The following is a 20,130-nucleotide window of genomic DNA, read 5'->3' as shown; positions in this document are numbered from 1 at the left end:
CTGGCTGTGTTAATTTTGGACGCTTGTACAGTGGTTGTTTGTCTTCTGTGTCCTCTACTTTTCAGAGCAGAGAGCCTTGTTGACTACATTCCAGCCTACATATTTACAAACATAGTTGGAATGCATTTCTGGTTTATGTCCATCCATGTTCACTCTTTCTACATCCAGCAGAATGCAACTTCCGTGAAATGGCGGAACTGGCGATTCAAAACCCGCGAGTTCGACTACAGCAGCATCACCAAAATACACATGCAGGTCAACGGCAAAGGCGGACACCTACTCATCAGCAGTAGCCAGATGGGACGCTACCGCCTGGGTTTCAGCCCCGTCTTCTTTGACGCAACTTATATCTACCATATGATTCTTTTCCGTGAGCGCTACGGCGTTTGGCCACCCAAGTACATCCCTGAGCTCTTCGTAGAGTTCGGTGATTACGAGGACATGGACGCTCTGATTAAGGTCATCTGTTATGCCCGCACGTATGAGATTGGTTCCCCCGAGGCTGGGGAGTACCGACAGATCCCGGAGCACCTGCAGCGCATCCTCGACCGCGCCGCGGCAGAGTCCAAATAGTTGAAAGGGAAATAGCATGAACGCTATCTCTGAAACCTTCAGAATCCTATGGCTAATCTTCCTGTGGTTCTGCTTTAGCTTCATAGCTCTTGCATCTCTAGTGATGGCCGTTATTGGGGTATGGCCTTGGGGTGCGCTGTTCTTCGTTTTAAGCCCTCTGAATCTTGCTTACATAGATATGATTAACGCTGAAAATATTGGCTATAAAGCGACCGGAGGCCTCTTCCACCGCTTCTTTATTTTCGTTTACTCCATCAACGCGGTGGGCTTGATTGTTCTGACGGTTCTGACGGCTTTCGGTGTACTCCAGGGGGACCCGGCTCCGTGGACCCCTGAGACGAACTTTGCTTCCTGGTACATGGTTGGCGGGCTAATCATCGTCGCCTTCCTCATCTACCGCATCGAGCCTAATGATGAGATTCCTGACCTGCTGCGCATGGAGCAGATGAATAGGCGCTCAACCCGTGTGGGCGTTGTGTCGGCGGCTATTTTCACGGTTCTGTGCCTCGTGGTTCCTCTGACTAGTTTCATGACTGCAGGCTATGATCCGGTGGCTCTGGCGGTTGCGCTTTTCCTGGCCCCTGGGTTCCTGCGTGTTGTGCGTGAGGGCCTCTTCTACCTGCAGGGCACCCGCTTTGAGGAGGGATCTGAGGGGTACCGTACCCTGCGTGCCGTGTGTATTGGCGTGGCTGGTTTGGCTGGGTGTATTGCGCTCGGGTATGTGGGCTATTCGCTGGTTCGTCTGGAGTTGCTGCCTGCGCTGTTCTTTGTTGCCTCGGTAGCGATGAATGGGTGGTCGGTGAAGAAGTACATCACCGTGGGTATCACCATTCCCGAGGAGGAAGACGAGGATTCCTCTTCCAATGCCGCTGTTCAGGAGGCGGAGTAAAACATGCTAGATACCATCTTTAGTATCTTCTGGGGAATTATTTTGGTGCTGTCCTTTGCTTCTATCCCCTACATTATTATTAGGTACGAGATTAATCGACGCCAAGATAAGAAAAAGGAAGCACAGGGAATTTTTAATAAGATTGATTTAAAGAAGTGGGACATTTAATGAGATTACCTTTTTCCACTAAGTTATAAATAGGGGAGCCGATGGAAATTAATTATGCTCGCCGCCAAATAATAGGGTTGACCCTTTTGATAATGCTTGCTGTATACATGTTTTTGTTGTTCCTCAACATTTACGTGATGACAGTGATGGCATTACCGCAACCTGTACCGTGACTAAGGCATATTCGGTACCGCGCGGAGGAACAGTAAGCGGCATGAATGATATTAGACCCAAAGGTCTTTTTGAGACGGAAGAGTGCGGCACGCTCACAATGATTACTCCTCCGGAAGGTCGCAAGATTCCCGAGTATGTTGAGAGCGTCAAGCCTGGCAAAAAATACCTATTCCATGTGTCGAATCGTTCAACTAATAAAGAGCGGGATTTTACTACGACCCGCTTTGAAGAAATCAAAGAATAACAACCTCATAAATTAAAAACAAAGCCCCCGCAGCCGAGAGTCATCCTCTCAGCCGCGGGGGCTTCACCGTATCAGCGTGTCCTCACGCGGCGAGCGCTAGGAGGCGCGGCGGCGGGAACGCAGCACCATCACGGTGCCGGCACCGAGCACCAGTGCGCCGCCCACAGCCACAGACACCGCACCGAAACCAGTACGCGCCAGGCCGCCCTGCTGGGAGCTCACGCCACCCGACGCAGCAGACACACCGGACTGACCCAGGGAGCCGCCGCCGGTACCACCGCCGGAAATACCACCCGGGTACACGCCGCCAGCAGAACCATCAGCCGAACCCTCAGAGGAACCCTGCGCGTTCACATCACCGGCGGCACCGGAAGCACCAGCCTGACCGGACTGACCACCCTGCGCGGCACCAGACTGTGCGGAGCCGGGCTGGTTAGCACCAGCGGTACCGCCCGGGGTTGCCGAATCCACACGGCGCACACCGCTAAAGTCGTCCTTAGCCGCATTCGGGTCCTTCGGCACGGCAGTCTCAAAGGAGCACGCATCCGACGCCTTCTTACCCACAGCAACCGCAAGCTGCTGCACCGGGCTGTTCACCTCAGTACCATCAGCCAGAGTCGCAGAATAGTGCACGTCAAACATGTACTGGCCGGGCTCAGAGAACACCCAGTTCGCGTGCGCGTGCGTCGCGTAATCAATGTCGATCGTGGTCTTGCCGGTCGTCGAATCCAGCAGCACATCCGCACCGTTCAGCGACTCGGTGAACATGCCGAAGCGCGCACCCTCAGGCATGACCTTCGGCACCACGTGCAGGCGCACGGGGCCGCGCAGCTGCGAGTAGTCAATGTCCTGCGTGTTGTAGCCGGGCCAGGGCAGGCCGCTCTGCTGGGTCTGCGGCAGGCCGTAGAAGGCGGTGCCGACCGGGCCCATGAAGTTCAGCTTCTCATCAGCCATACGTTCGGTGCGCACACGGCGGGCGTTCTCGCTGACCGTCCACACGACCGAATCGAGCGGGCGCACGGTCGAATCAGCATCAATGATGCCGCTGTCATCGCGCAGACCCACGGACAGCTGGCGATCCTTCAGGGTCGCCTGGATGTCCAGGTGGCCGTGCGAAATCTTGGTGCGGCCGTCAATCTGACCGGGCACGCACTGGTTACCCGGGGTTCCGGGGGTGGACGGCTGAGCAGACGGCGCCGGGCTAGTCGGTGCCGGAGTAGTCGGTGCCGGAGTGGAGGGCACCGGAGCAGGCACGCTCGGCTCTGCGGAGGCGGTCGGCACCGCAGGCACGGTCGGAACCTCGCTGGGAGACACCGACGGAACGGTGCTGGGCTCAGCGGTCGGAGCCTCGCTGGGTGCCTCGGAAGGAGCCTCGCTCGGCTCAGCAGAAGGCTCGGCAGAGGGTGCGACGGTAGGCTCAGCGCTCGGCGAGGGGTCCACCGGAGCAGGCTTCGGCGCATCGCTAATGGGTGCGCTATCGGGAGCCAGCGCACCGTGCGCAGTGTACTTCGTACCCGGCTCGTAGTTCGCCGCAACCTCGGTGGTGGAGGCGGAAGCGTTCATATCCGGGTGAGTCAGCATCTTCACGCGCAGCGCCGTGCCCTTGTAGAACGACTCGTCACGGAAGGTAAAGCGCGCCACACCATCCTCGACGGAGCCTTCCAGGTCGAGGTACGGGTAGACCGGGTCATCCTGGGCGTAGAAGCCGCCGCGCATGAAGCCGCGCACCTTCGGGTCCTTGAAGCGGACCTCAACGGTGCTGAAGCCGTTGCCATTCGGGGTGACGGTCACGTCGTAGTCCATGCTGGTCGGCGTGTACTGCTCGGTGCTGAGCACGGTGTTCGCCTCGTCCGGGATTTCTTCGGGCCAGGAGCCGTTACCGTCGTCGCTGTACACGCTCTCAGCCTTGCCGGGCTCGTAGGCAAGCTTGTGCGAGATCCAGCGGGACGCCTCCGCGCTATTCGCATCGGAGGTGTCCGGGGTGAAGACCGCCTGCAACTGGGAGCCCTCGCTACCGAGCATTTCAGACCAGGTGGCGGTACCGTTCACGACCGGCAGGTCAGTCAGGAAGTAGCCGTTGTTGTACAGGGTCAGGGTGCCCTTGAGGTTCTTGTTCGCGGCGGTGAAGGTGATGTCGCTGAGCTTATCGTCAGCGTCCTTGTTCTTAGCCGGGTCGGCGTCCAGGCGGTGCGGTGCCACGGACAGCATGTACTTTGCAGCGTCCAGGTCACCGACGGGTGCCGCATTGTAGCGGTCGACGGTGGGCACGGCGGTGGGGGTGCCGTCACCGAGCACGGGCTGCATGCCGCCAACCTGCCAGACCAGCTTCGACGGCTTGGAGCTAATGATGCGACCGTCGGTGGAGCGCGCCACGGTGCGGTAGGTGACCACGTAGCGGCCGGGGCGGGTGAAGGTCGTGGTGTTGTGGGTGTGGCTACCCTTGTCGAGCAGCCAGGAGTGCCAGCCGGTGGAGCTGCTGGAGAGCATGCGGTACACGTCGGCGGGGGCGTCGTCCGGGTTGTAGCGGAAGAGCTCCATACGGCCGGGGCCCTCAACGGAGAGAATGTCGGTAGCGAACACGCCGTCACGGAAACGCTCGGTGGGCACCTTCGTGGATGCGCCCAGGCCAGCCCAGATGGGGTCCTGGTTACCGTAGGTCAGGTGCGGTGCCATGTAGAGGGTCTGGCCGGGTTCGCCGAGGAACGCCAGGGAGGGCGAGTCGCCCAGGGTCATGGTGTACTGCGACTTGCCGTCCCTGGTGCTGTAGCCCTTGCCGACCCAGTTGACGGTCTTGTCCAGTTCGTAGGTGTCTGCGCCGGTCTTGTAGGGGTTCGCCTCGTTCATGAGGACGAAGGTGCCGTTCTGCTCGTCCCAGTATGCCTTGGGGGCGTCAACGTGGCCCTTGGTGGTGACGATTTTGCCGTCGTCGGGGCCTGCTGCGGCGGGCAGGGAGGGGGCAGCGCCGGCGAGCGCGAGCAGCGCTGCGGCGGAGAGGAATGCGGCTGCGCGGCGGAGGGCGGGCTTGCCGCCGGGGATGAAGAGTGCGGGGGTGTGTGTGGTGACCCGTCGTTGGGTCTGCTTCTGAGAGCTCATGACAACCTTTCTCATTTTTCTATCCTCTAGGGTAGCTCTTTTGCAAATAATTGTCATTTAGAACCTAAGTGAGTATAGTGATTCTCAGAAACACGTGTGCGCCGAGGCGCGCCCAAAAACGCACACCACGTACATCCACAAAGAGAAAAACACGGCAGAGCGCACCCCGGACGCAGGGGAGAAACCGGCAGCAGGCCGCCGGGCCCAGCACCGGGCAAGCCCCGAAAGCAACGGGCCCCGAACACACCGGGCAACGCGCCAGCCAACGAGCAGTCATCCAAGGAGCCACCATGCAAGGACGCACCAAACCCCTGAGCCTACTCAGCGCAACCACCCTCGGATGCACCCTCGCACTCGGGGCGCCCCTCGCCCTCCCCCAGGTCGGCACCTTCACCGCCGCACAGGCGCAGGAAAACCAGGCTGGCGCCCAGGCAGGTACCGAGTCGCGCAGCTACGTCAACTACGAAGGTGACTACGTCATCGCGGGCGTACACACCGAAATGCTCAACGCATTCCTCGACGGCAACCAGTTCACCCTCGCCACCCTCGCAGACACCGGCCCCGGCCAGCAGGGACGATTCAACCCCGCCCGCACCGTCTTCCACCTGCCCGACGTCGAGGATGCACACACCAAGGTCGTAGCAGGCTACGACTACATTGCCCCCGAAGGCACCGACATCTTCTACATTCCCTCCACCCGCACCCGCGGCCTGCTCTACCCCGGCCTCGGTGCGGAAGGAATCCGCCCCGGCGCGCTCAAGGACAACACCATCAACCTTGAACTCGTGCGCAGCAGCGTACCCGAAGGCGGCCGCGCCGAAGTCTTCACCGAATCCGGTCGCGACAACCCGCGCGTCTTCAGCACCAACGACCAGCTCGCACCGCACACCATCACCGCGGGCGGCCACGAGCACCTCAGCTGGGCGTTCACCCGCAAGGGCATCTACCAGCTGACCTTCCGCGCCACCGCAACCCTTGCGGATGGCACCCCGGTCAGCTCCGAGGCGACCTACACCATCGCCGTGGGCACCAACGCCGAGGACGGCTTCAAGCTCCTGAACGCGCAGAACGCCGCGAAGGAAGCAACCAGCGAGGCAACGAAGGAAGCGACCGAAACCCCCGAGGCGACCTCCACCGCTACCGAGAGCGCCACCAGCAGCCCCAGTGCATCTACCTCCGCAAGTGCCGAGGCGAGTGCATCTGCTGAGGCGAGCGCATCCACCGGTATTCGCCGCGTGGATGGATCCGTGAACGGTCAGAACGCCGCGCAGGTGACCGACCCGAACGGCGCGAAGGCGGCGGCAAATGGTGAGCAGGCATCCCAGGGCGGATCCGGTGTAACCGCTATCAGCGGCACCGACAACACCAATAACGGCTCTGACAAGGGTGAAAACAAGGACAGCAACGCCACCAGCGCGAAGGGATCCAGTGTGAAGGGCTCCAACGCCCAGAACATTAGCGCCCCCAGCAACGGCGGCGGCATTACCGGCAACGGTGTGCTGTCCTCCGGTCTGCCCGGCAGCCTGAACCAGCAGTGCATCGCCACCGAGGTTCCCGCCGAAGATGCCAAGGGCTCTAAGGACTCTAAGGACGCTCAGAAGGACAACAAGCAGAGCAACCAGGCAGCCCAGGCACCGACCAGCATCCCCACCCTCGCTGTTGTCAACACTGCCGAGCACAGCGGCCGTGAAGAAGTCACCCACGGCCACTTTGACGTAGGCCCGATCCTCAACGGCGGCAACCTCACCAGCAGCGTGAAGGACGACCGCACCAGCCCCGCCCGCCACGTCTCCCCCGGCGCCCTCGAGTTCGTACTCAATGACGCCGCGAAGATCAACCTGCCCGCAGGCATGGAGAACATCGCCCCGGCGGGCACCCCCGTGCACATGATCGGTGCAACCCAGCAGCAGGGCGTGCCCTGGCTCGGCTGGAGCACCCAGGACCCCGAACTGCTCAAGCAGCTCGACGGCCCCGTCACCATGAGCCTCAACGGTTTTGAGGGCCCCGGCACCATGTCCACCTTCCTCTCCGGTAACTTCGGTTCCGCAGGTCAGAAGGTCTTCGATTCGCGTAGCGGCGGCTCCTTCCAGGTGCCCGCAAACACCCACCAGCACAGCAACTGGGTGTTCACCGCTGAGGGTCGCTACACCGTGACCATCGGCTGGACTGCACGCCTGAAGAACGGTCAGCAGGTCAGCAGCGAATCGGTTCTGCACTTCACCGTCGGCAACCCCGATAACGCCCCGGCAAGCGATAACGCGCAGGGCGCGGCAGGCACCAAGCAGGACGGCGGCAACGCTAACAGCGCTAACGGCGCCAACAACGGCGGCGAGAAGAGCACCGCAAAGAACCCCGTCAACGGCACCGTCGACGAAGCCACCGGCATCGTCACCAAGCCCGACGGATCCAAGGTGCGCATCGTCGGTAAGACCGCCTCCGGTGAGGATTGCGCTCTGACCAGCCAGGAACTCGCCAACGCCCAGAAGGCAGCCGCGGCGGGTAAGCTGCCGAACACCGGTGTGGTCATCGACCCGTTCATGGTCAGCACCTCCATTCTGGCGCTGGCACTCGGTGCCATGATTCTGCGTTCGGCACGCCGAAAGGGCCGCAGCGGTGACACCGCATAGCGGGCATACCGGCGCACACGCTTATAGTCGGCGAACCGCCCTCACCCTCGCCTCCCGTATTGCGGTGGGTGCGGGGGTGGGGGCTGGTGCCTTCGCACTGAGCGGATGCGCCAGCACCGTGAACGCTTCCTCCGACCGGATGCGCGTGGTCGCCACGACCCCGATCCTGGCGGACTTGGCGCAGCAGATTGCAGGAGAGCGCGCCAGCGTGCACTCCCTCGTGCCTGCCGGTGCTGACCCGCACTCGTATGAGCCGAGCCTGCGCGATATCCGCGATGTCGCCTACGCCCGCTGCGCCCTGACGAACGGTCTGCTGCTGGAGCAGCGTAAGCTCAGCAAAATGGTTGAGGCGAACCTGCCCGCAGGCGTTGTGTCCGTGGCGGTTGCGGAGAAGATTGAGCAGTACGGCGGCAAGCTCGAAGCCATTGTTGAGGATGCCTCCCTGGACTCCATCTGGCTGGGTTTGCGTGTTGAAGAGGGCGGGCAAAACGAGTCCGCCCCCGCCGACTCTTCGGATGCAGGCATGCGCTTTGAGGTGCAGAGCGTGCGGGCGCGCACCTCTACCGATTCGTCGAATGCGCAGTTGGCGGCGTTCATTACGCAGACCTTCGGTGCGGTGGAGATGCTGTGCGATTCGCATGCGCGTGGCGTGAACCTCACCCGTGAGGGGGACACCGCGATCCGCACCGGCGATATGGGTTCGCTGGAGCTTCCGTTGCAGGCGCATACGCACCTGTCGTGGGCGTTTAGTGATGCCGGCGAGTACGCGATTGAGCTAAGTGCCACCGCGGTCAATGCGCCGGAGTCGGTGCGTTCTTCGCGCGGCACCCTGTACTGCGCGGTCGGTCGTGACCCGCAACAGCTGGTGGACCGTCTGGCGAAGGAGCAGAACGTTTCTGCCGCCGAGATCAAGGTTCTTTCCGCAGGTCACGCCGATATTACGGCACGCACCGGCGACGGCAGGCTCGTGCTTCGCGCGGATTCCTCCCAGGGCGCCGTAGAGTACGAACTGAACCGTACCGTGGTCGCGGTCCCCTCCCGCACCCTGCAGGAGGTGCCCGCCGGCGGAAGCTACCGTTTCCTGCGTTCGGGTGCTTCGGAGCATCGCGGTCAGGTGTACCTGCTCGCGCAGGCCGTTCTGGGCAAGCACGTGCACGGCGAAATCGACCCGCACATTTGGCATTCGGTGCCGAACGCGAAGGCGAGCGTGCAGGTCATCCGTGACGCGCTCATCTCCGCCGATCCAGCGGGTGCGAGCGAGTACGCGACCCGCACCGAGCAGGTCATGAAGGAGCTTGACGCCCTGGACGCTCAGCTGCGTCAGGTGTACGGGGGCCTGCCGGAGTCGGCACGCAACCTGGTCACCACGCACGACGGCTACCGCTACCTGGCGAGCACCTACGGGTTGCACATTGCCGGTTTTGTGAGTGCCAGCGCCAGCGGCGAGCCGAGCATTCAGCAGCGTCAGCGCCTGCGTCGCACGGTCGAGGATTTGAAGGTTCCAGCAATTTATCTGGACAAGTCCACGGCGATGCGTTCGCCGGTTCTCACGGAGCTGGCTCGGGAGGCTCAGGTGCGTACCGGGGTGCTCTACTCGGACACCCTGGATGCGCAGGCTCCTCACTACGCGCAGATGATGTTGGCGAATGCTCACACGATTGCGCTGTGCTCGGGGGCTAGTTCTGGCGGCGATTCTTCGGGTGCTAGCTGCTCGGAGGCAAGCACCTCATAACCCGGTTTTAAGCTACCCACAAGCTCATATAGCCGTACCAGCATATAGATAATCTTTCACACACCGTTTCGGTCATGATTCTAGGAAGTCCTCATGATGAACTCAACCACCCCCTCCCGTTCCTCACGTAGCCGCGCCCTGCCCGCCCTGGCTCTGGGCGCCAGCCTCATGCTCACACCCCTGGGTATGGCACACGCGGAGACCACCCCGGCAACCGCTGAGGCAACCACCGAGAGCGCCTCGGCTCGGCCGAGCGACAGCAACCTCAGCCGCGGCGAGCGCGCCCTCACCCAGACCCTGTCGGCGGAGCAGCCGGTCGCATCCGGCCGCACCGAAATTTCTGCCGGTCACGTGGATATGGGTCCTCGTTTCAACAACGGCAAGTTTGAGCTCATGCTCCACGACGACCACGGCGAAACCCCCGTCTGGCGCAGCCTGGACGAGGTCATCTACCGCGGTAGCGACCAGGCGATCCTTGAGGTGCCGAACGACCCGCGCTACTCCTTCGTGGGTGCGCCCGCCGGCTCTAAGGTGTACGTCATTCCGCAGACCGAAACTAAGGGCGTGATTTGGCCGGGTTGGAACACTCAGGATCCGCAGCTGGTGTCCAAGCTGAACCGCGGCGTGAACCTGACCCTGGAGCAGGTGAGCGGCCCCGGCACGTTTAGCCTGTACCTGGAGAACGGTAACTTCTCGGCACCGCAGGTGCTGTGGTCCTCGACCAAGAGTGAGCCGCAGAAGCTGTGGGTGGAGAAGAACACTCACACCCACGCAAACTGGGTGTTTACCGCCCCGGGCGAGTACCTGCTGAAGGTCACCGCGAGTGCTGAGCTGTCTGACGGTTCGACCGTGTCTGATACCCGCTACCTGAAGTTTGCGGTGGGTGATTCTGCGAATGCTGATGCCCTGTACGCGATGGAGGCGCAGGCTCGCGGTTCGGCGTCCTCGGGTTCGGCTTCTTCTGCTTCTCAGGCGTCCGGTACCCAGGCATCCGGCGCGCAGGCGTCCGGTTCTTCTTCTGCCGCCGCAGCGAGCGACCAGAGCGGTTACAAGGCAGAGTTCACTATCCCCTGGGGTGCTATTGCCGCAGGCGTGGCAGCTGTGATTGCCGTGGGCGCGTTCCTTTCGTTCCGTCGCCGCTCCTCCGCGCAGCGTGAGGCTCTGGATGAAGTGCGCGGTGACCGTTCGTGAGCGCGTCGGTAACAGCGGGTACTGAGCCCGTTCTAGAGATTTCAAACCTGTACGCCGGCTACGCGCGCCGTTCCATCCTCAAGGATCTGTCCCTGACCCTGGAGCGCGGCGAGTTTGCGGGTCTGATTGGTGCTAATGGTGCCGGTAAGACCACGCTGCTGCGCACCATTTTGGGTCTGATTCGCCCGGCGTCCGGGCAGGTTCGGGTGTTGGGTGAGTCGCCGCGTGTGGCGCGTGCGCATATTGGTTATGTGCCGCAGAAGCACCAGTTCCAGTGGGATTTTCCGCTGACCGTTAAGGACACGGTGATGACCGGTCGCGTGCGTGAGATTGGGTTCTTCCGCCGCCCGGCGAAGAAGGATTGGGTTCAGGTTTTTTCGGCGATGGAACGCACCGATGTTCTGCACCTGCAGGATGCTTCCATTGCGGAGCTTTCCGGTGGTCAGCGTCAGAGGGTTCTTTTGGCGCGCGCTTTGGCGGCGAACCCCTCCCTGCTGCTGCTGGATGAGCCGTTTACGGGCGTGGATGCGCCGACTCAGACCACTCTGACTCGCCTGTACCGTGAGTTGGCGGGCGAGGGCATCACGATTCTGATGTCTACGCATGACATGCTGGCGGCGCGTGAGTCCTGCTCGCGTCTGTGCGGTGTGCGCGGCAATATTCACCTGGATGGTCCGGCGGACTCCTTTAGCCTGGAGCAGCTGCATACGTGGTTGCACGGTCACGATATTGAGGAGGCGCAGGGTCACGCCCGCACGGGCTTCACCTGTGCCGGTGGTGCGTTGGATGAGTACGGCCACGAGCTGCCTGATTCCTGCGCTTCTGACTCTTCTCTCTCCCCCGCCCATACTGCTTCTACCGGGGGTGCCCGTTGATTACTCCTATCGATTTTCTTGCCGATCTGTTCAACCCGTCTCTGGCGTTCCTTCCGCGCGCCCTGGCGGCGGTGCTGCTCGCGTCGGTGGTGACCGGCGTGGTGGGCTGCCACGTGCTGATGCGCGGCATGGTCTTCATTGGCGATGCGGTGGCGCACTCGGTGTTTCCGGGTCTTGCGGTGGCGTTCGTGCTGGGCGGCAACCTGGTCATGGGCGGTCTGACTGCGGGCGTGGTAACGGCTATTCTGGTGGCTATTTTTAGCCAGAATCAGCGGCTACGCGAGGATTCCGTGATCGGTATTTTCTTCGCGGCGTCCTTTGCGTTGGGTATTGTGATTATTTCGTTGGCGCCGGGCTACTCGGGGTCGGTGCAGGACTTCTTGTTCGGCTCGATTGTGGGTGTCTCGAATGAGGACATTACCCAGGCGGCGATTATGGGTGCCGTTATTCTGCTGGTGCTGTGGCTGTTCCACCGCCAGATTGTGACGGTCAGCCTGGACCGTGAGAGTGCCCGCGCGATGGGCCTGCCGGTGCTCGCCCTGGATATTGTGCTGTACGTTCTGGTGACCATTTCTGTGGTGCTGGGTCTGCAGACGCTCGGTAATGTGCTGGTGTTGGCGCTTCTGGTGATTCCGGCGTCGGCTGCCCGCCTGGCGTGCCGCCGTCTGGGGTCGATGATGGTGTTCTCGCCGGTGTTTGGCGGTATCTGCTCGATTGTTGGCCTGTACCTGTCGTGGGCGTTTAACCTGCCGACCGGTGGCACGATTGTGCTGTCGATGGTGGCGGCTTTTGTGCTGGTGTGGGCGGTGACGGCGGTTCGTTCGCGAGCGCGTGCCCAGCTCAAGAGCTAAGCCCAGCTGAAGAATTAAACCCAGCTCAACCTCGACTCAATCCAACTTTTCTCGATTAAACGCACGAGTAAACGCACGAGGCGCATCCCTGTTTGGGGGTGCGCCTCATGCGTTTTTTACAGGTTTTAAATACCCAAAGTGAATCATGTTCATGTTTAAAGAACCAAAAGATACACTCCGCGTAATAAAAGCGCATAATTCAACACGTCGGGTTTAATGAAAATACAACCTATCAAATATTTCTTATGGGTTGATACATGTAGTGATAAAGCAGTCACTGCACCCTCATTAGAGCTTCAAAGAAGGAGTCATCATGAAGGCATATGTATACCACGGCCCCGACCAGAAGGGCGCCTGGGAGGAAGTCCCGAACCCCACCATTCTTGAGCCCACGGACGTTATCGCCCGTGTCGACACCACCACCATTTGCGGTACTGACCTGCACATCCTGAAGGGCGACTGCCCCGAGGTGGACCACGGACGCATCCTGGGCCACGAGGCTGTCGGTACCATTACCGAGGTTGGCTCCGCGGTGACTGACCTGAAGGTCGGCGACCGCATCATCATTCCCGCCGTGACCAGCTGCGGTAAGTGCTCCTACTGTAAGGCGAACCAGCCTTCGCACTGCCAGACCGTTGGTGGTGTCGGCTGGATTTTCGGTTACATGATTGACGGCACCCAGGCAGAGTACGTGCGTGTTCCCTACGCAGAGACCTCGGTTCACCTGGTTCCGGAGGGTCTGACCGATGAGGACGTCCTCTTCCTCACCGACGCACTGCCCACCGGCTTCGAGATCGGTATTCTGAACGGCAACACCAAGCCCGGCGACACCGTCGCTGTCGTGGGTGCAGGCCCCGTGGGTCTGGGTGCAATCATGACCGCTAACCTCTGCGGTGCCGGCCGCGTCATCACCGTCGACTTCGACGAGAACCGCATGAACAAGGCACTGGAGCTGGGCGCAACCGATAAGGTCAACGCGGGCGACCCGGACTTCATCGAGAAGATTAAGGCTCTCTCCCCCGACGGCCTGGGCGTGGACGTGGCAATTGAGGCTGTGGGCGTTCCGCAGACCTTCGAGACCTGCACCAAGATTGTTCGCCCCTACGGCAATATCGCTAACGCTGGCGTGCACGGCAAGCCCGTTGAGTTGCCCCTGAACACCATGTGGATTTCTAACGTTCGCATCAACATGGGTCTGGTCAACTGCAACACCGTCGGTAACCTGCTGAACATGGTCCGCTCGGGTCGCCTGAACGCTAAGGCAATGGCAACCCACCGCTTCACTTTCGACCAGTTCGAGGAGGCATACGACCTGTTCTCCCACGCTGCTGAGCACAACGTGGTGAAGGTTGTTATCTCCCGTAACCCCGAGGTTGCGGCATAGACAGCGGTAGGCTCATATACCGCTCATACTGAAACCCCAAACTTTCGTTAGGGATTTCGGTGGGATGTCTTCATTACACTGCGAACATCCCCACGATTCGCCTCCGGGTGGGAGAGGGTAGGTCCCACCCGGAGCGCGAATCGCCCTCCCCTACCCCGAGATGTAGTTATTTTCTGAAGAGACAAGATTGTCTGAAGATACAGGATTTTCTGAAGATTCAAGAGATACGCCAGCTCGGGGTTTTCTGTTCCCTCAACCCATTCTTTGGGCAACCCGTTCTTTGGCGGGCTCAACCTGTTCTTTTGTGGGTTGAGGGGCGGTTCCTCACGCGTGATGCCTCCTCTGCCGGGCGCTCTGCCGACCCGCTCTTGCGGGTTCTTCTGCCAGGCAACCTCTACTGGTGGAGGGGCGCATCATTTGGCTCTTCTTGGTCGGGCGGTACCTCCGATTCTGCTCCTCCTTGAAGGGAAAGGAAAAGGGTCGCACGCTTACGATTCAATGGCGATTCGTAGGCTGCGACCCTTTTCTCATGCCCGGATTCCGGCACTGCGGGGATTTTCTGTGCTCCGGGGTTTTTCTGTGTTCCGGGCGGCTATTTAGTTTTTAGGCTTCTCACCGTCAGCCTTCTCGCCGATAGCGGCGTTCTGTGTGATGGGGTTGAACACCTCCGTGGGATCATCCTCTCCGAATGCGGCAGATACCCCAGATACGGCAGAGGATTCGGTGGCGTCTCCGGTGACGGGCTCGGTGGGTGCATCAGCCGGATCCTCGGCAGGCGCGCCAACGGGCACCTCCGCAACGATGGGCTCCTCCGAGGCGGGTGCCTCCGGAGCCTTCTGCGCATCCTCCTGCTGATCCTGAGCCGGAGTCTCTACGGGCTGCCCAGAAACACCCTGCTCAGTAGCTACCGGCTCACCGTGCGCAGAATCCTTCTGTGCATCCTTCTGCTCATCCTTGTGCGCGTCCTTATGTTCGAGCGTGTAGATGATGCGAGGTTCCAGACGCTCAAAACCGATCTTGGAACGCACCCAGTTCACCGCCCGGTCAATGCGGTCCTCACCCTCGGTAGTTTCAACAACCCGGTAGTTACGCGGTAGCATCACGCTATCACTGAGCACACGCGGGTACTCGTCAATCTCCTGAATACCCGCCATGTACATATTTTCGCGGAACTGCTGGGCGAACTCCTGCTGACCCAAGAACAGCTGGTCGGCGTAGGTTTTAGCCGACAGGCGCTCGCTGTAGGCATGCTTCGAATCGCGGGTGCCCTTCTTAGAGCCGTAAATATCCCAGAAGTAGAAGTACACGTTGTTCGCGATAATCGCGTAGATAATGCGGTTCTGCAGGTACACGAGGGCACCGACGGCGACCGCACCAACAATCAGGAGCACCACGGCGAGCGGGGAGAGTGCAAAGTCAGACAGATTGCCGCGGTGGTTCGTGAACAGGCCAATCAGGTAGGCGATGGTGACCACGATGATGGGCACGCCGATGAAAATCACGGCCAGCGGAACCCAAATGTACAGCAGAGCACGTAGAATCAGGCGGTAGTAGCTAATCGAGTCGCCAATGGGGATGGGCGTGGGCTTCACGGAGGAGTGCGCACGCTTCATGAGCAGGCTGAACACGCGGTTGCTGTCGATGCCGACTTTACGCAGCTTCGATTCGAGGGAGGCACGTTTGAGGAAGACCCGGTAGTTTTCGAGGACGACGCGCTGGTCGGAGGTGAGGCTCTCCGGGTCAGGTAGCGCGCTGATATCCATGCCAGCTTCGGTCAGTAGCTTGCTCCACAGCTCTAGGCGTGCCAGTTCGGAGGGTTTTGCCGCCGCCTGCGCCTGGTAGTTCTTGTAGGAAATGAAGATGGTGCTGGCACCAATCAGCAGTGTAATGAAGGGTGCTATCCAGTCTTTGAGTCCCATGGTGGCGTTCCTCCTTGAGTTGTGTGGAGCCGCTGGTTCCTCGGTCTTGTCAGCGCGTCTTTTCAGGACGTCTTTTTGGGGCGTCCTTTGCGGGCGCGAGCCCGCTGTTTTTACCGTACCACCGGCACCTGTGCTGAACCTTTAAATGCGCAGGTGGAAGGGTTTCAAAAAAGCCCCGCCTCCCGATGTTGCGGTAGCGTCAGGAGGCGGGGCTTATGTGTTCCGAATTAGTGCGCTCGCTGGGTTAGCGCGCAGAGTTAGTGCGCGGAATTAGTGGTCAGCGGGCTTCATTTCGCGCGGTGCCTTGCGGATCATGAAGTAGCTAATGACGGCCATAACACCCATGAGCACGGCGCTGAATGCGGAGCTCAGCACCACGCCGGAGTCGAAGGCAGCGAATGCGGAGGAGAGCAGCTGGTTCGCCTGCTCGCCACCCACCTGGCTTGCGACCGTCACGGCACCGCCGAGGGTTTCGTGGGCGTGGTCGGCGAGAGTCTCATCCAGGCCGTCGGGTACAACCACATTTGCGCGGTAGACGGCGGTGAGCATGCCACCAATGATGACGGTGCCGAGCACCGTACCTGTCTCGTAGGAGGTCTCCGAGATCGCGGATGCCGCACCAGCCTTACGCGGCGGCACGCTGGAGAGCATCAGGTCGTTCGAAATGGTCTGCGCAATACCGATGCCGGTACCGAGCACAATGAAGATCAGGATAATCACCAAGTCGTTGTGCGCACCCAGGAAGGCGAGCACCGCGAACGCGGCAGCGTGGAGCGCCAGACCGAAAGACACCACCTGCGCCGGGTGGAAGTGCACCGCCACGCGCGCAATCACCAGACCGGCGATAATGATCGCCAGGGTACCGGGAATCAGCAGCATACCGGCGTACATGGGCGGCAGACCGGAGACCAACTGCAGGTGCTGGGAGGCGAAGTAGATGAAGCCAACGTCCACCATCATGGAGATGAGGTTTGCGGTAATCGCGCCGGTGAACACGGTGTTGCGGAAGAGGCGCACATCCAGCATGGGCTGAATATCGTTCTTCTCGCGGTTGAGCTGACGCAGCACGAACAGGACGATGAAGCACAGTCCGGCAAGGATGGTGCTAATTGCCACCGCATCGAACCCGGTTTCGGAGGTGTGAGTCAGACCGAAGGTAATGCCGGTCATGCCGGTCATAATCAGCAGGATGCTCAGCGGATCCACCGGGCTGGGGTTCGGGTCCTTCGACTCGGGAACCATAATCGGGGCGAGAATCAGCAGAGGAATCAGAATCGGCACAGCGAGCAGGAACACCGAACCCCAGTCGAAGTGCTCCAGCAGGAAACCACCCACAATCGGGCCCAGCGCCGCACCCGCCGAGAAGCCCGAAGCCCACACGGCAATAGCGATGCGGCGCTCGGTCGCATCCACAAAGATATTGCGAATAATCGACAGGGTTGCCGGCATGAGCATGGCGCCAAAAATGCCAAGCAGGGCGCGGGCAACCACGAGCATCAGCGCGGAGGGCGCGAATGCCGCGAGCGCAGAGATTGCCGCGAAGCCGGTCGAGCCGATGAGCAGCAGCTTGCGGCGACCGATGCGGTCACCGATAGCGCCCATGGGCACGAGCAGGGCGGAGAGCACCAGGGAGTAGGAGTCAACGATCCACAGCTGCTCCGCGGAGGAGGGGCTCAGCGCCTTAGCGATTGCGGGCACCGCGAAGGCAAGCACTGTGTTGTCGATGGAGACCAGGAGCACCGGGAGCATGAGCACACCGAGTGCCGCCCAGCGCTTGGTCTTCTGGTCGGGGGCGTGAATGGGCAGAGCCGTGGTGTGCGGATTGTGATTCGTCATGGGTTGTTTTCGTGCGTCTATAAGGTGTCGGCTGATGCGGCGGACGCGGCGGCATCAGCTCGGCCTGTCTTTTGGGCTAGGTCTTTTAGTGAGGTTTTAGGGGTCCGGACGGGGCCATAAACGAAGATTAACTATACCAACTGGACGGTATAGTTTCAAGCGGTTAGACTGGTACACATGACCACCCCCAACCACCGAAAACAACGCGCCACCAACCCCCGCGAACACATCCTCGACACCTACGTCGACCTGCTGATTCGCTCGGGAGAACGCGCCGCGACCCTCGACGCCGTCGCCACCGCCGCCAAGGTTTCCAAGGGCGGGCTACTCTACCACTTCGCCTCCAAGAAGGCGCTACTTGAAGCGCTCGCAGAACGCACCCTCACCCTGGCTGAAGAGGACTTCGCGGCGATGGAGCAGGCACCCGAGGGGGCAAGCGCCTACTACATCAATTCCTCCACGCCGGATAACACCCCGTTCGACCGTGCCCTCATTGCCCTCAGCCGCCTGGCGCAGAACAATAATGAGCTCGCCCAGCAGACCATGAGCCGCGTGCAGGAGGGATGGCATGCACTCGTCCTCGCTGAGCTGGGTGACGAGCAGATTGCCCGCGCCGTGCTGCTTCTGGGTGATGGCATGTACTACAACGCGGCATTCGGAGGCGACTCCGCCAGCCCGCAGAGGGCTGCAGCCATCGCGGCAGACCGTGCGGCGCTGGAACGCGCCCTGCAGGTTCTCAAGGCGGCGGCTCATTAAACCCACAAAAGCCACCCGATACAGCGGTTAAAGCCACAAGCTAAAACCGCTGCCTCAAACCCTATTCTTCAGCGCCGGCGAGCACCCGGGGCTTAAACTGGAAGGGTACGTATCTACTCTTCAACCTAAGGAGTTCCGATGATTTTCATTGCTGTAAAGTTCCCCGTCAAGCCCGAATACGCTGACCAGTGGATTGAGAAGACCCGCGCTTTCACCGAGGCAACCCGCGCCGAGGAAGGCAACAAGTTCTTCGAGTGGTCCCGCAGTGTTGAGGACCCGAACGAGTTCGTTCTGCTCGAGGCTTTCAACGACGACGCAGCTGGCCCGCACGTGAACTCTGACCACTTCCAGCAGGCCATGAAGGACATGCGTCCGCTGCTAACTGCAACCCCGAAGATTATTTCTCGCCTGATCGACGGCGAGGGCTGGGAAGCTATGGGCGAGCTGCAGATCGACTAATCTGCACCCCCGACATGCACCCTAGAATTGCATAGTTAGACGTTGCATAAGTAGACGCTGGAGCGCCTCTCCTCTCTGTCCTATTGGGCAGGCAGGAGAGGCGCTTTGGTGTGTCCGGTACCTGAACTTTTCCCCTTGACACGACGCGGATGGTACCGGTTTTCGGGTCAGCGGGTGCCTTGCGTGCATTTTTACCCTATTAACCCCTTAAAATGGGTAGAGTATGCACACCTATCGATACCCATTCGCACAGGAGGCCTGAATGAGCATCGCATCCCAGCCTCTTCCCGGCGCAGTCGCCACTGAAGAGCACAACGACGTGGACCACACCTCTGTATCCCTCGCCGTCTCGACCGTTATTCTGGCACTGCGCCCCAAGGAAAACGAAACCCCCCCTACCCTGTGGCTGCCGCTGGTTCGCCGCCTCCGCGAGCCTTATAAGGGCCAGTGGGCGCTTCCTGGCGGTCCGCTCAACCCGAATCTTTCCCTCGAAGAGGCAGCCGCTTCGACCCTGAAGCGCGCAACTAACCTGCAGCCCGGCTACCTGGAGCAGCTCTACGCATTCGGTGACGTTCTGCGCACCCCCGAGGCGCGCGCCGCCCGCGTTGTGGGCGAGCCCGACCCGGCACCCGGCACTGATCACGAGCGCGTGGTTTCCGTGGTGTACTGGGCGTCGATTCCCGCCACCGAGGTCGCGAACACTCGCGTGCACGAGAACATCCGCTGGTTCCCGGTGGATGAGCTGCCCGAGCTCGCCTTCGACCACAACGAAATCATTGAGTACGCGCTCTACCGCCTACAGAACAAGGTCGAGTACTCGCGTATTGCGCACTCTTTCTTGGGCGAGGAGTTCACCCTGGCGCAGCTGCGTGAGGTGTACGAGGCGATTCTGGGTCGCACCCTGGATCCGGCGAACTTCCGCCGCCAGATTGCGGCATCGAAGTCGATTATTGACACCGGCCGCCGCGTGGAGGGCACCCGTCACCGCCCGCCGCGCCTGTACCGTTACAACGACGCTCAGGCGTACGCGGATGCGGGCCCGCTGGGCATGTACCGCGAGCGCCACGAGGCGTAATAGCCTTTCGCGCGTTGTACGCGCGCAGATTTAATGCCTAAAAGGAGGGGCGGCACCGTGCGGTGTCGCCCCTCTTTTTGCGTTCTCTAGGGGGTATCGGCACTTGTCAGGCGGTTTTTCGGGAGGGTGTTTGACTCAGCACCCACACAGTTTCTATGCTTGAGCCATCAGCTCTCTATCCGCGCTACCCCACCGTGGGGGGGTAGCCTAAGGGACTGAACATATCGATTGACCGAAGCCACCCAAGGCACGACCGGGGTGCCCTTCGGAATCTAGGAGGCATC

General features: G+C 60.8%; 15 protein-coding genes. 12 read left to right on the top strand and 3 right to left on the bottom strand.

Annotation, left to right across the window (positions count from 1 at the left end):
- The first annotated feature begins 120 nt into the window (after window positions 1-120).
- From HMPREF2845_RS09220 to HMPREF2845_RS03295, 3 genes are all read left to right on the top strand, one after another.
- Window positions 121-573: a hypothetical protein gene (locus tag HMPREF2845_RS09220; protein WP_210394517.1), complete on the top strand. Its 453-nt coding sequence runs from the start codon at window positions 121-123 to the stop codon at window positions 571-573.
- 178 nt (window positions 574-751) lie between these two features.
- A complete protein-coding gene (locus HMPREF2845_RS03300; RefSeq protein WP_070633891.1) occupies window positions 752-1,462 on the top strand; it encodes a hypothetical protein in 711 nt (236 codons plus the stop codon).
- 337 nt (window positions 1,463-1,799) lie between these two features.
- Complete coding sequence (locus HMPREF2845_RS03295) at window positions 1,800-2,048, top strand: hypothetical protein (RefSeq protein WP_141744415.1); 249 nt, start codon at window positions 1,800-1,802, stop codon at window positions 2,046-2,048.
- Window positions 2,049-2,144: 96 nt separating this feature from the next.
- Here HMPREF2845_RS03295 and HMPREF2845_RS03290 read toward each other — a convergent pair whose 3' ends face one another.
- Entirely contained in the window at window positions 2,145-5,141 is a 2,997-nt protein-coding gene (locus HMPREF2845_RS03290; RefSeq protein ID WP_070633890.1) for a choice-of-anchor M domain-containing protein, read from the bottom strand.
- 290 nt (window positions 5,142-5,431) lie between these two features.
- Between HMPREF2845_RS03290 and HMPREF2845_RS03285 the strand changes: the two genes are divergently transcribed.
- The 6 genes from HMPREF2845_RS03285 (at window position 5,432) to HMPREF2845_RS03260 (ending at window position 13,801) form a co-directional block, all read left to right on the top strand.
- Window positions 5,432-7,768, top strand: coding sequence for a TIGR03773 family transporter-associated surface protein (locus HMPREF2845_RS03285; protein ID WP_070633889.1), 2,337 nt, complete (start codon window positions 5,432-5,434; stop codon window positions 7,766-7,768).
- Window positions 7,755-9,500, top strand: coding sequence for an anchored repeat ABC transporter, substrate-binding protein (locus tag HMPREF2845_RS03280; RefSeq protein ID WP_070633888.1), 1,746 nt, complete (start codon window positions 7,755-7,757; stop codon window positions 9,498-9,500). The genes HMPREF2845_RS03285 and HMPREF2845_RS03280 overlap by 14 nt, the downstream gene beginning before the upstream one ends.
- Before the next feature lie 93 nt (window positions 9,501-9,593).
- A complete protein-coding gene (locus HMPREF2845_RS03275; RefSeq protein ID WP_070633887.1) occupies window positions 9,594-10,691 on the top strand; it encodes a TIGR03773 family transporter-associated surface protein in 1,098 nt (365 codons plus the stop codon).
- Entirely contained in the window at window positions 10,688-11,566 is an 879-nt protein-coding gene (locus HMPREF2845_RS03270) for a metal ABC transporter ATP-binding protein (protein WP_012904336.1), read from the top strand. The genes HMPREF2845_RS03275 and HMPREF2845_RS03270 overlap by 4 nt, the downstream gene beginning before the upstream one ends.
- On the top strand, window positions 11,563-12,417 hold the full coding sequence (locus HMPREF2845_RS03265) for an anchored repeat-type ABC transporter permease subunit (RefSeq protein WP_049350274.1): 855 nt from the start codon (window positions 11,563-11,565) through the stop codon (window positions 12,415-12,417). Before HMPREF2845_RS03270 ends, HMPREF2845_RS03265 begins: the two co-directional genes overlap by 4 nt.
- Before the next feature lie 313 nt (window positions 12,418-12,730).
- Window positions 12,731-13,801 carry an alcohol dehydrogenase catalytic domain-containing protein gene (locus HMPREF2845_RS03260; protein WP_049352853.1) on the top strand — a complete coding sequence of 357 codons (1,071 nt, stop codon included), beginning with the start codon at window positions 12,731-12,733 and terminating at the stop codon, window positions 13,799-13,801.
- 596 nt (window positions 13,802-14,397) lie between these two features.
- On the opposite strand, the gene HMPREF2845_RS03255 is transcribed toward HMPREF2845_RS03260, so the two are convergent.
- Window positions 14,398-15,720: an NADH dehydrogenase gene (locus HMPREF2845_RS03255; RefSeq protein ID WP_049360724.1), complete on the bottom strand. Its 1,323-nt coding sequence runs from the start codon at window positions 15,718-15,720 to the stop codon at window positions 14,398-14,400.
- A 270-nt stretch (window positions 15,721-15,990) separates the two neighbouring features.
- Window positions 15,991-17,556, bottom strand: coding sequence for an MFS transporter (locus HMPREF2845_RS03250; RefSeq protein WP_049338178.1), 1,566 nt, complete (start codon window positions 17,554-17,556; stop codon window positions 15,991-15,993).
- Window positions 17,557-17,733: 177 nt separating this feature from the next.
- Between HMPREF2845_RS03250 and HMPREF2845_RS03245 the strand changes: the two genes are divergently transcribed.
- The 3 genes from HMPREF2845_RS03245 (at window position 17,734) to HMPREF2845_RS03235 (ending at window position 19,846) form a co-directional block, all read left to right on the top strand.
- Window positions 17,734-18,312 carry a TetR/AcrR family transcriptional regulator gene (locus HMPREF2845_RS03245; RefSeq protein ID WP_070633886.1) on the top strand — a complete coding sequence of 193 codons (579 nt, stop codon included), beginning with the start codon at window positions 17,734-17,736 and terminating at the stop codon, window positions 18,310-18,312.
- Window positions 18,313-18,450: 138 nt separating this feature from the next.
- On the top strand, window positions 18,451-18,771 hold the full coding sequence (locus HMPREF2845_RS03240) for a putative quinol monooxygenase (RefSeq protein ID WP_070593866.1): 321 nt from the start codon (window positions 18,451-18,453) through the stop codon (window positions 18,769-18,771).
- Window positions 18,772-19,033: 262 nt separating this feature from the next.
- Window positions 19,034-19,846 carry an NUDIX hydrolase gene (locus HMPREF2845_RS03235; protein WP_070633885.1) on the top strand — a complete coding sequence of 271 codons (813 nt, stop codon included), beginning with the start codon at window positions 19,034-19,036 and terminating at the stop codon, window positions 19,844-19,846.
- Window positions 19,847-20,130: the final 284 nt, after the last annotated feature.

The sequence above is a fragment of the Rothia sp. HMSC065B04 genome (assembly GCF_001812285.1).
In the GTDB taxonomy this organism is placed as follows: Bacteria; Actinomycetota; Actinomycetes; order Actinomycetales; family Micrococcaceae; genus Rothia; species Rothia mucilaginosa.
This window is presented reverse-complemented; position numbering and strand designations above follow the sequence as displayed.

Excerpts from the sequence above, each read along its gene's own strand:
- HMPREF2845_RS09220 (WP_210394517.1), top strand. The coding sequence starts at position 121 with ATGCATTTCTGGTTTATGTCCATCCATGTTCACTCTTTCTACATCCAG.
- HMPREF2845_RS03300 (WP_070633891.1), top strand. The coding sequence starts at position 752 with ATGATTAACGCTGAAAATATTGGCTATAAAGCGACCGGAGGCCTCTTC.
- HMPREF2845_RS03290 (WP_070633890.1), bottom strand. The coding sequence starts at position 5,141 with ATGAGCTCTCAGAAGCAGACCCAACGACGGGTCACCACACACACCCCC.
- HMPREF2845_RS03285 (WP_070633889.1), top strand. The coding sequence starts at position 5,432 with ATGCAAGGACGCACCAAACCCCTGAGCCTACTCAGCGCAACCACCCTC.
- HMPREF2845_RS03275 (WP_070633887.1), top strand. The coding sequence starts at position 9,594 with ATGATGAACTCAACCACCCCCTCCCGTTCCTCACGTAGCCGCGCCCTG.
- HMPREF2845_RS03260 (WP_049352853.1), top strand. The coding sequence starts at position 12,731 with ATGAAGGCATATGTATACCACGGCCCCGACCAGAAGGGCGCCTGGGAG.
- HMPREF2845_RS03255 (WP_049360724.1), bottom strand. The coding sequence starts at position 15,720 with ATGGGACTCAAAGACTGGATAGCACCCTTCATTACACTGCTGATTGGT.
- HMPREF2845_RS03250 (WP_049338178.1), bottom strand. The coding sequence starts at position 17,556 with ATGACGAATCACAATCCGCACACCACGGCTCTGCCCATTCACGCCCCC.
- HMPREF2845_RS03245 (WP_070633886.1), top strand. The coding sequence starts at position 17,734 with ATGACCACCCCCAACCACCGAAAACAACGCGCCACCAACCCCCGCGAA.
- HMPREF2845_RS03240 (WP_070593866.1), top strand. The coding sequence starts at position 18,451 with ATGATTTTCATTGCTGTAAAGTTCCCCGTCAAGCCCGAATACGCTGAC.
- HMPREF2845_RS03235 (WP_070633885.1), top strand. The coding sequence starts at position 19,034 with ATGAGCATCGCATCCCAGCCTCTTCCCGGCGCAGTCGCCACTGAAGAG.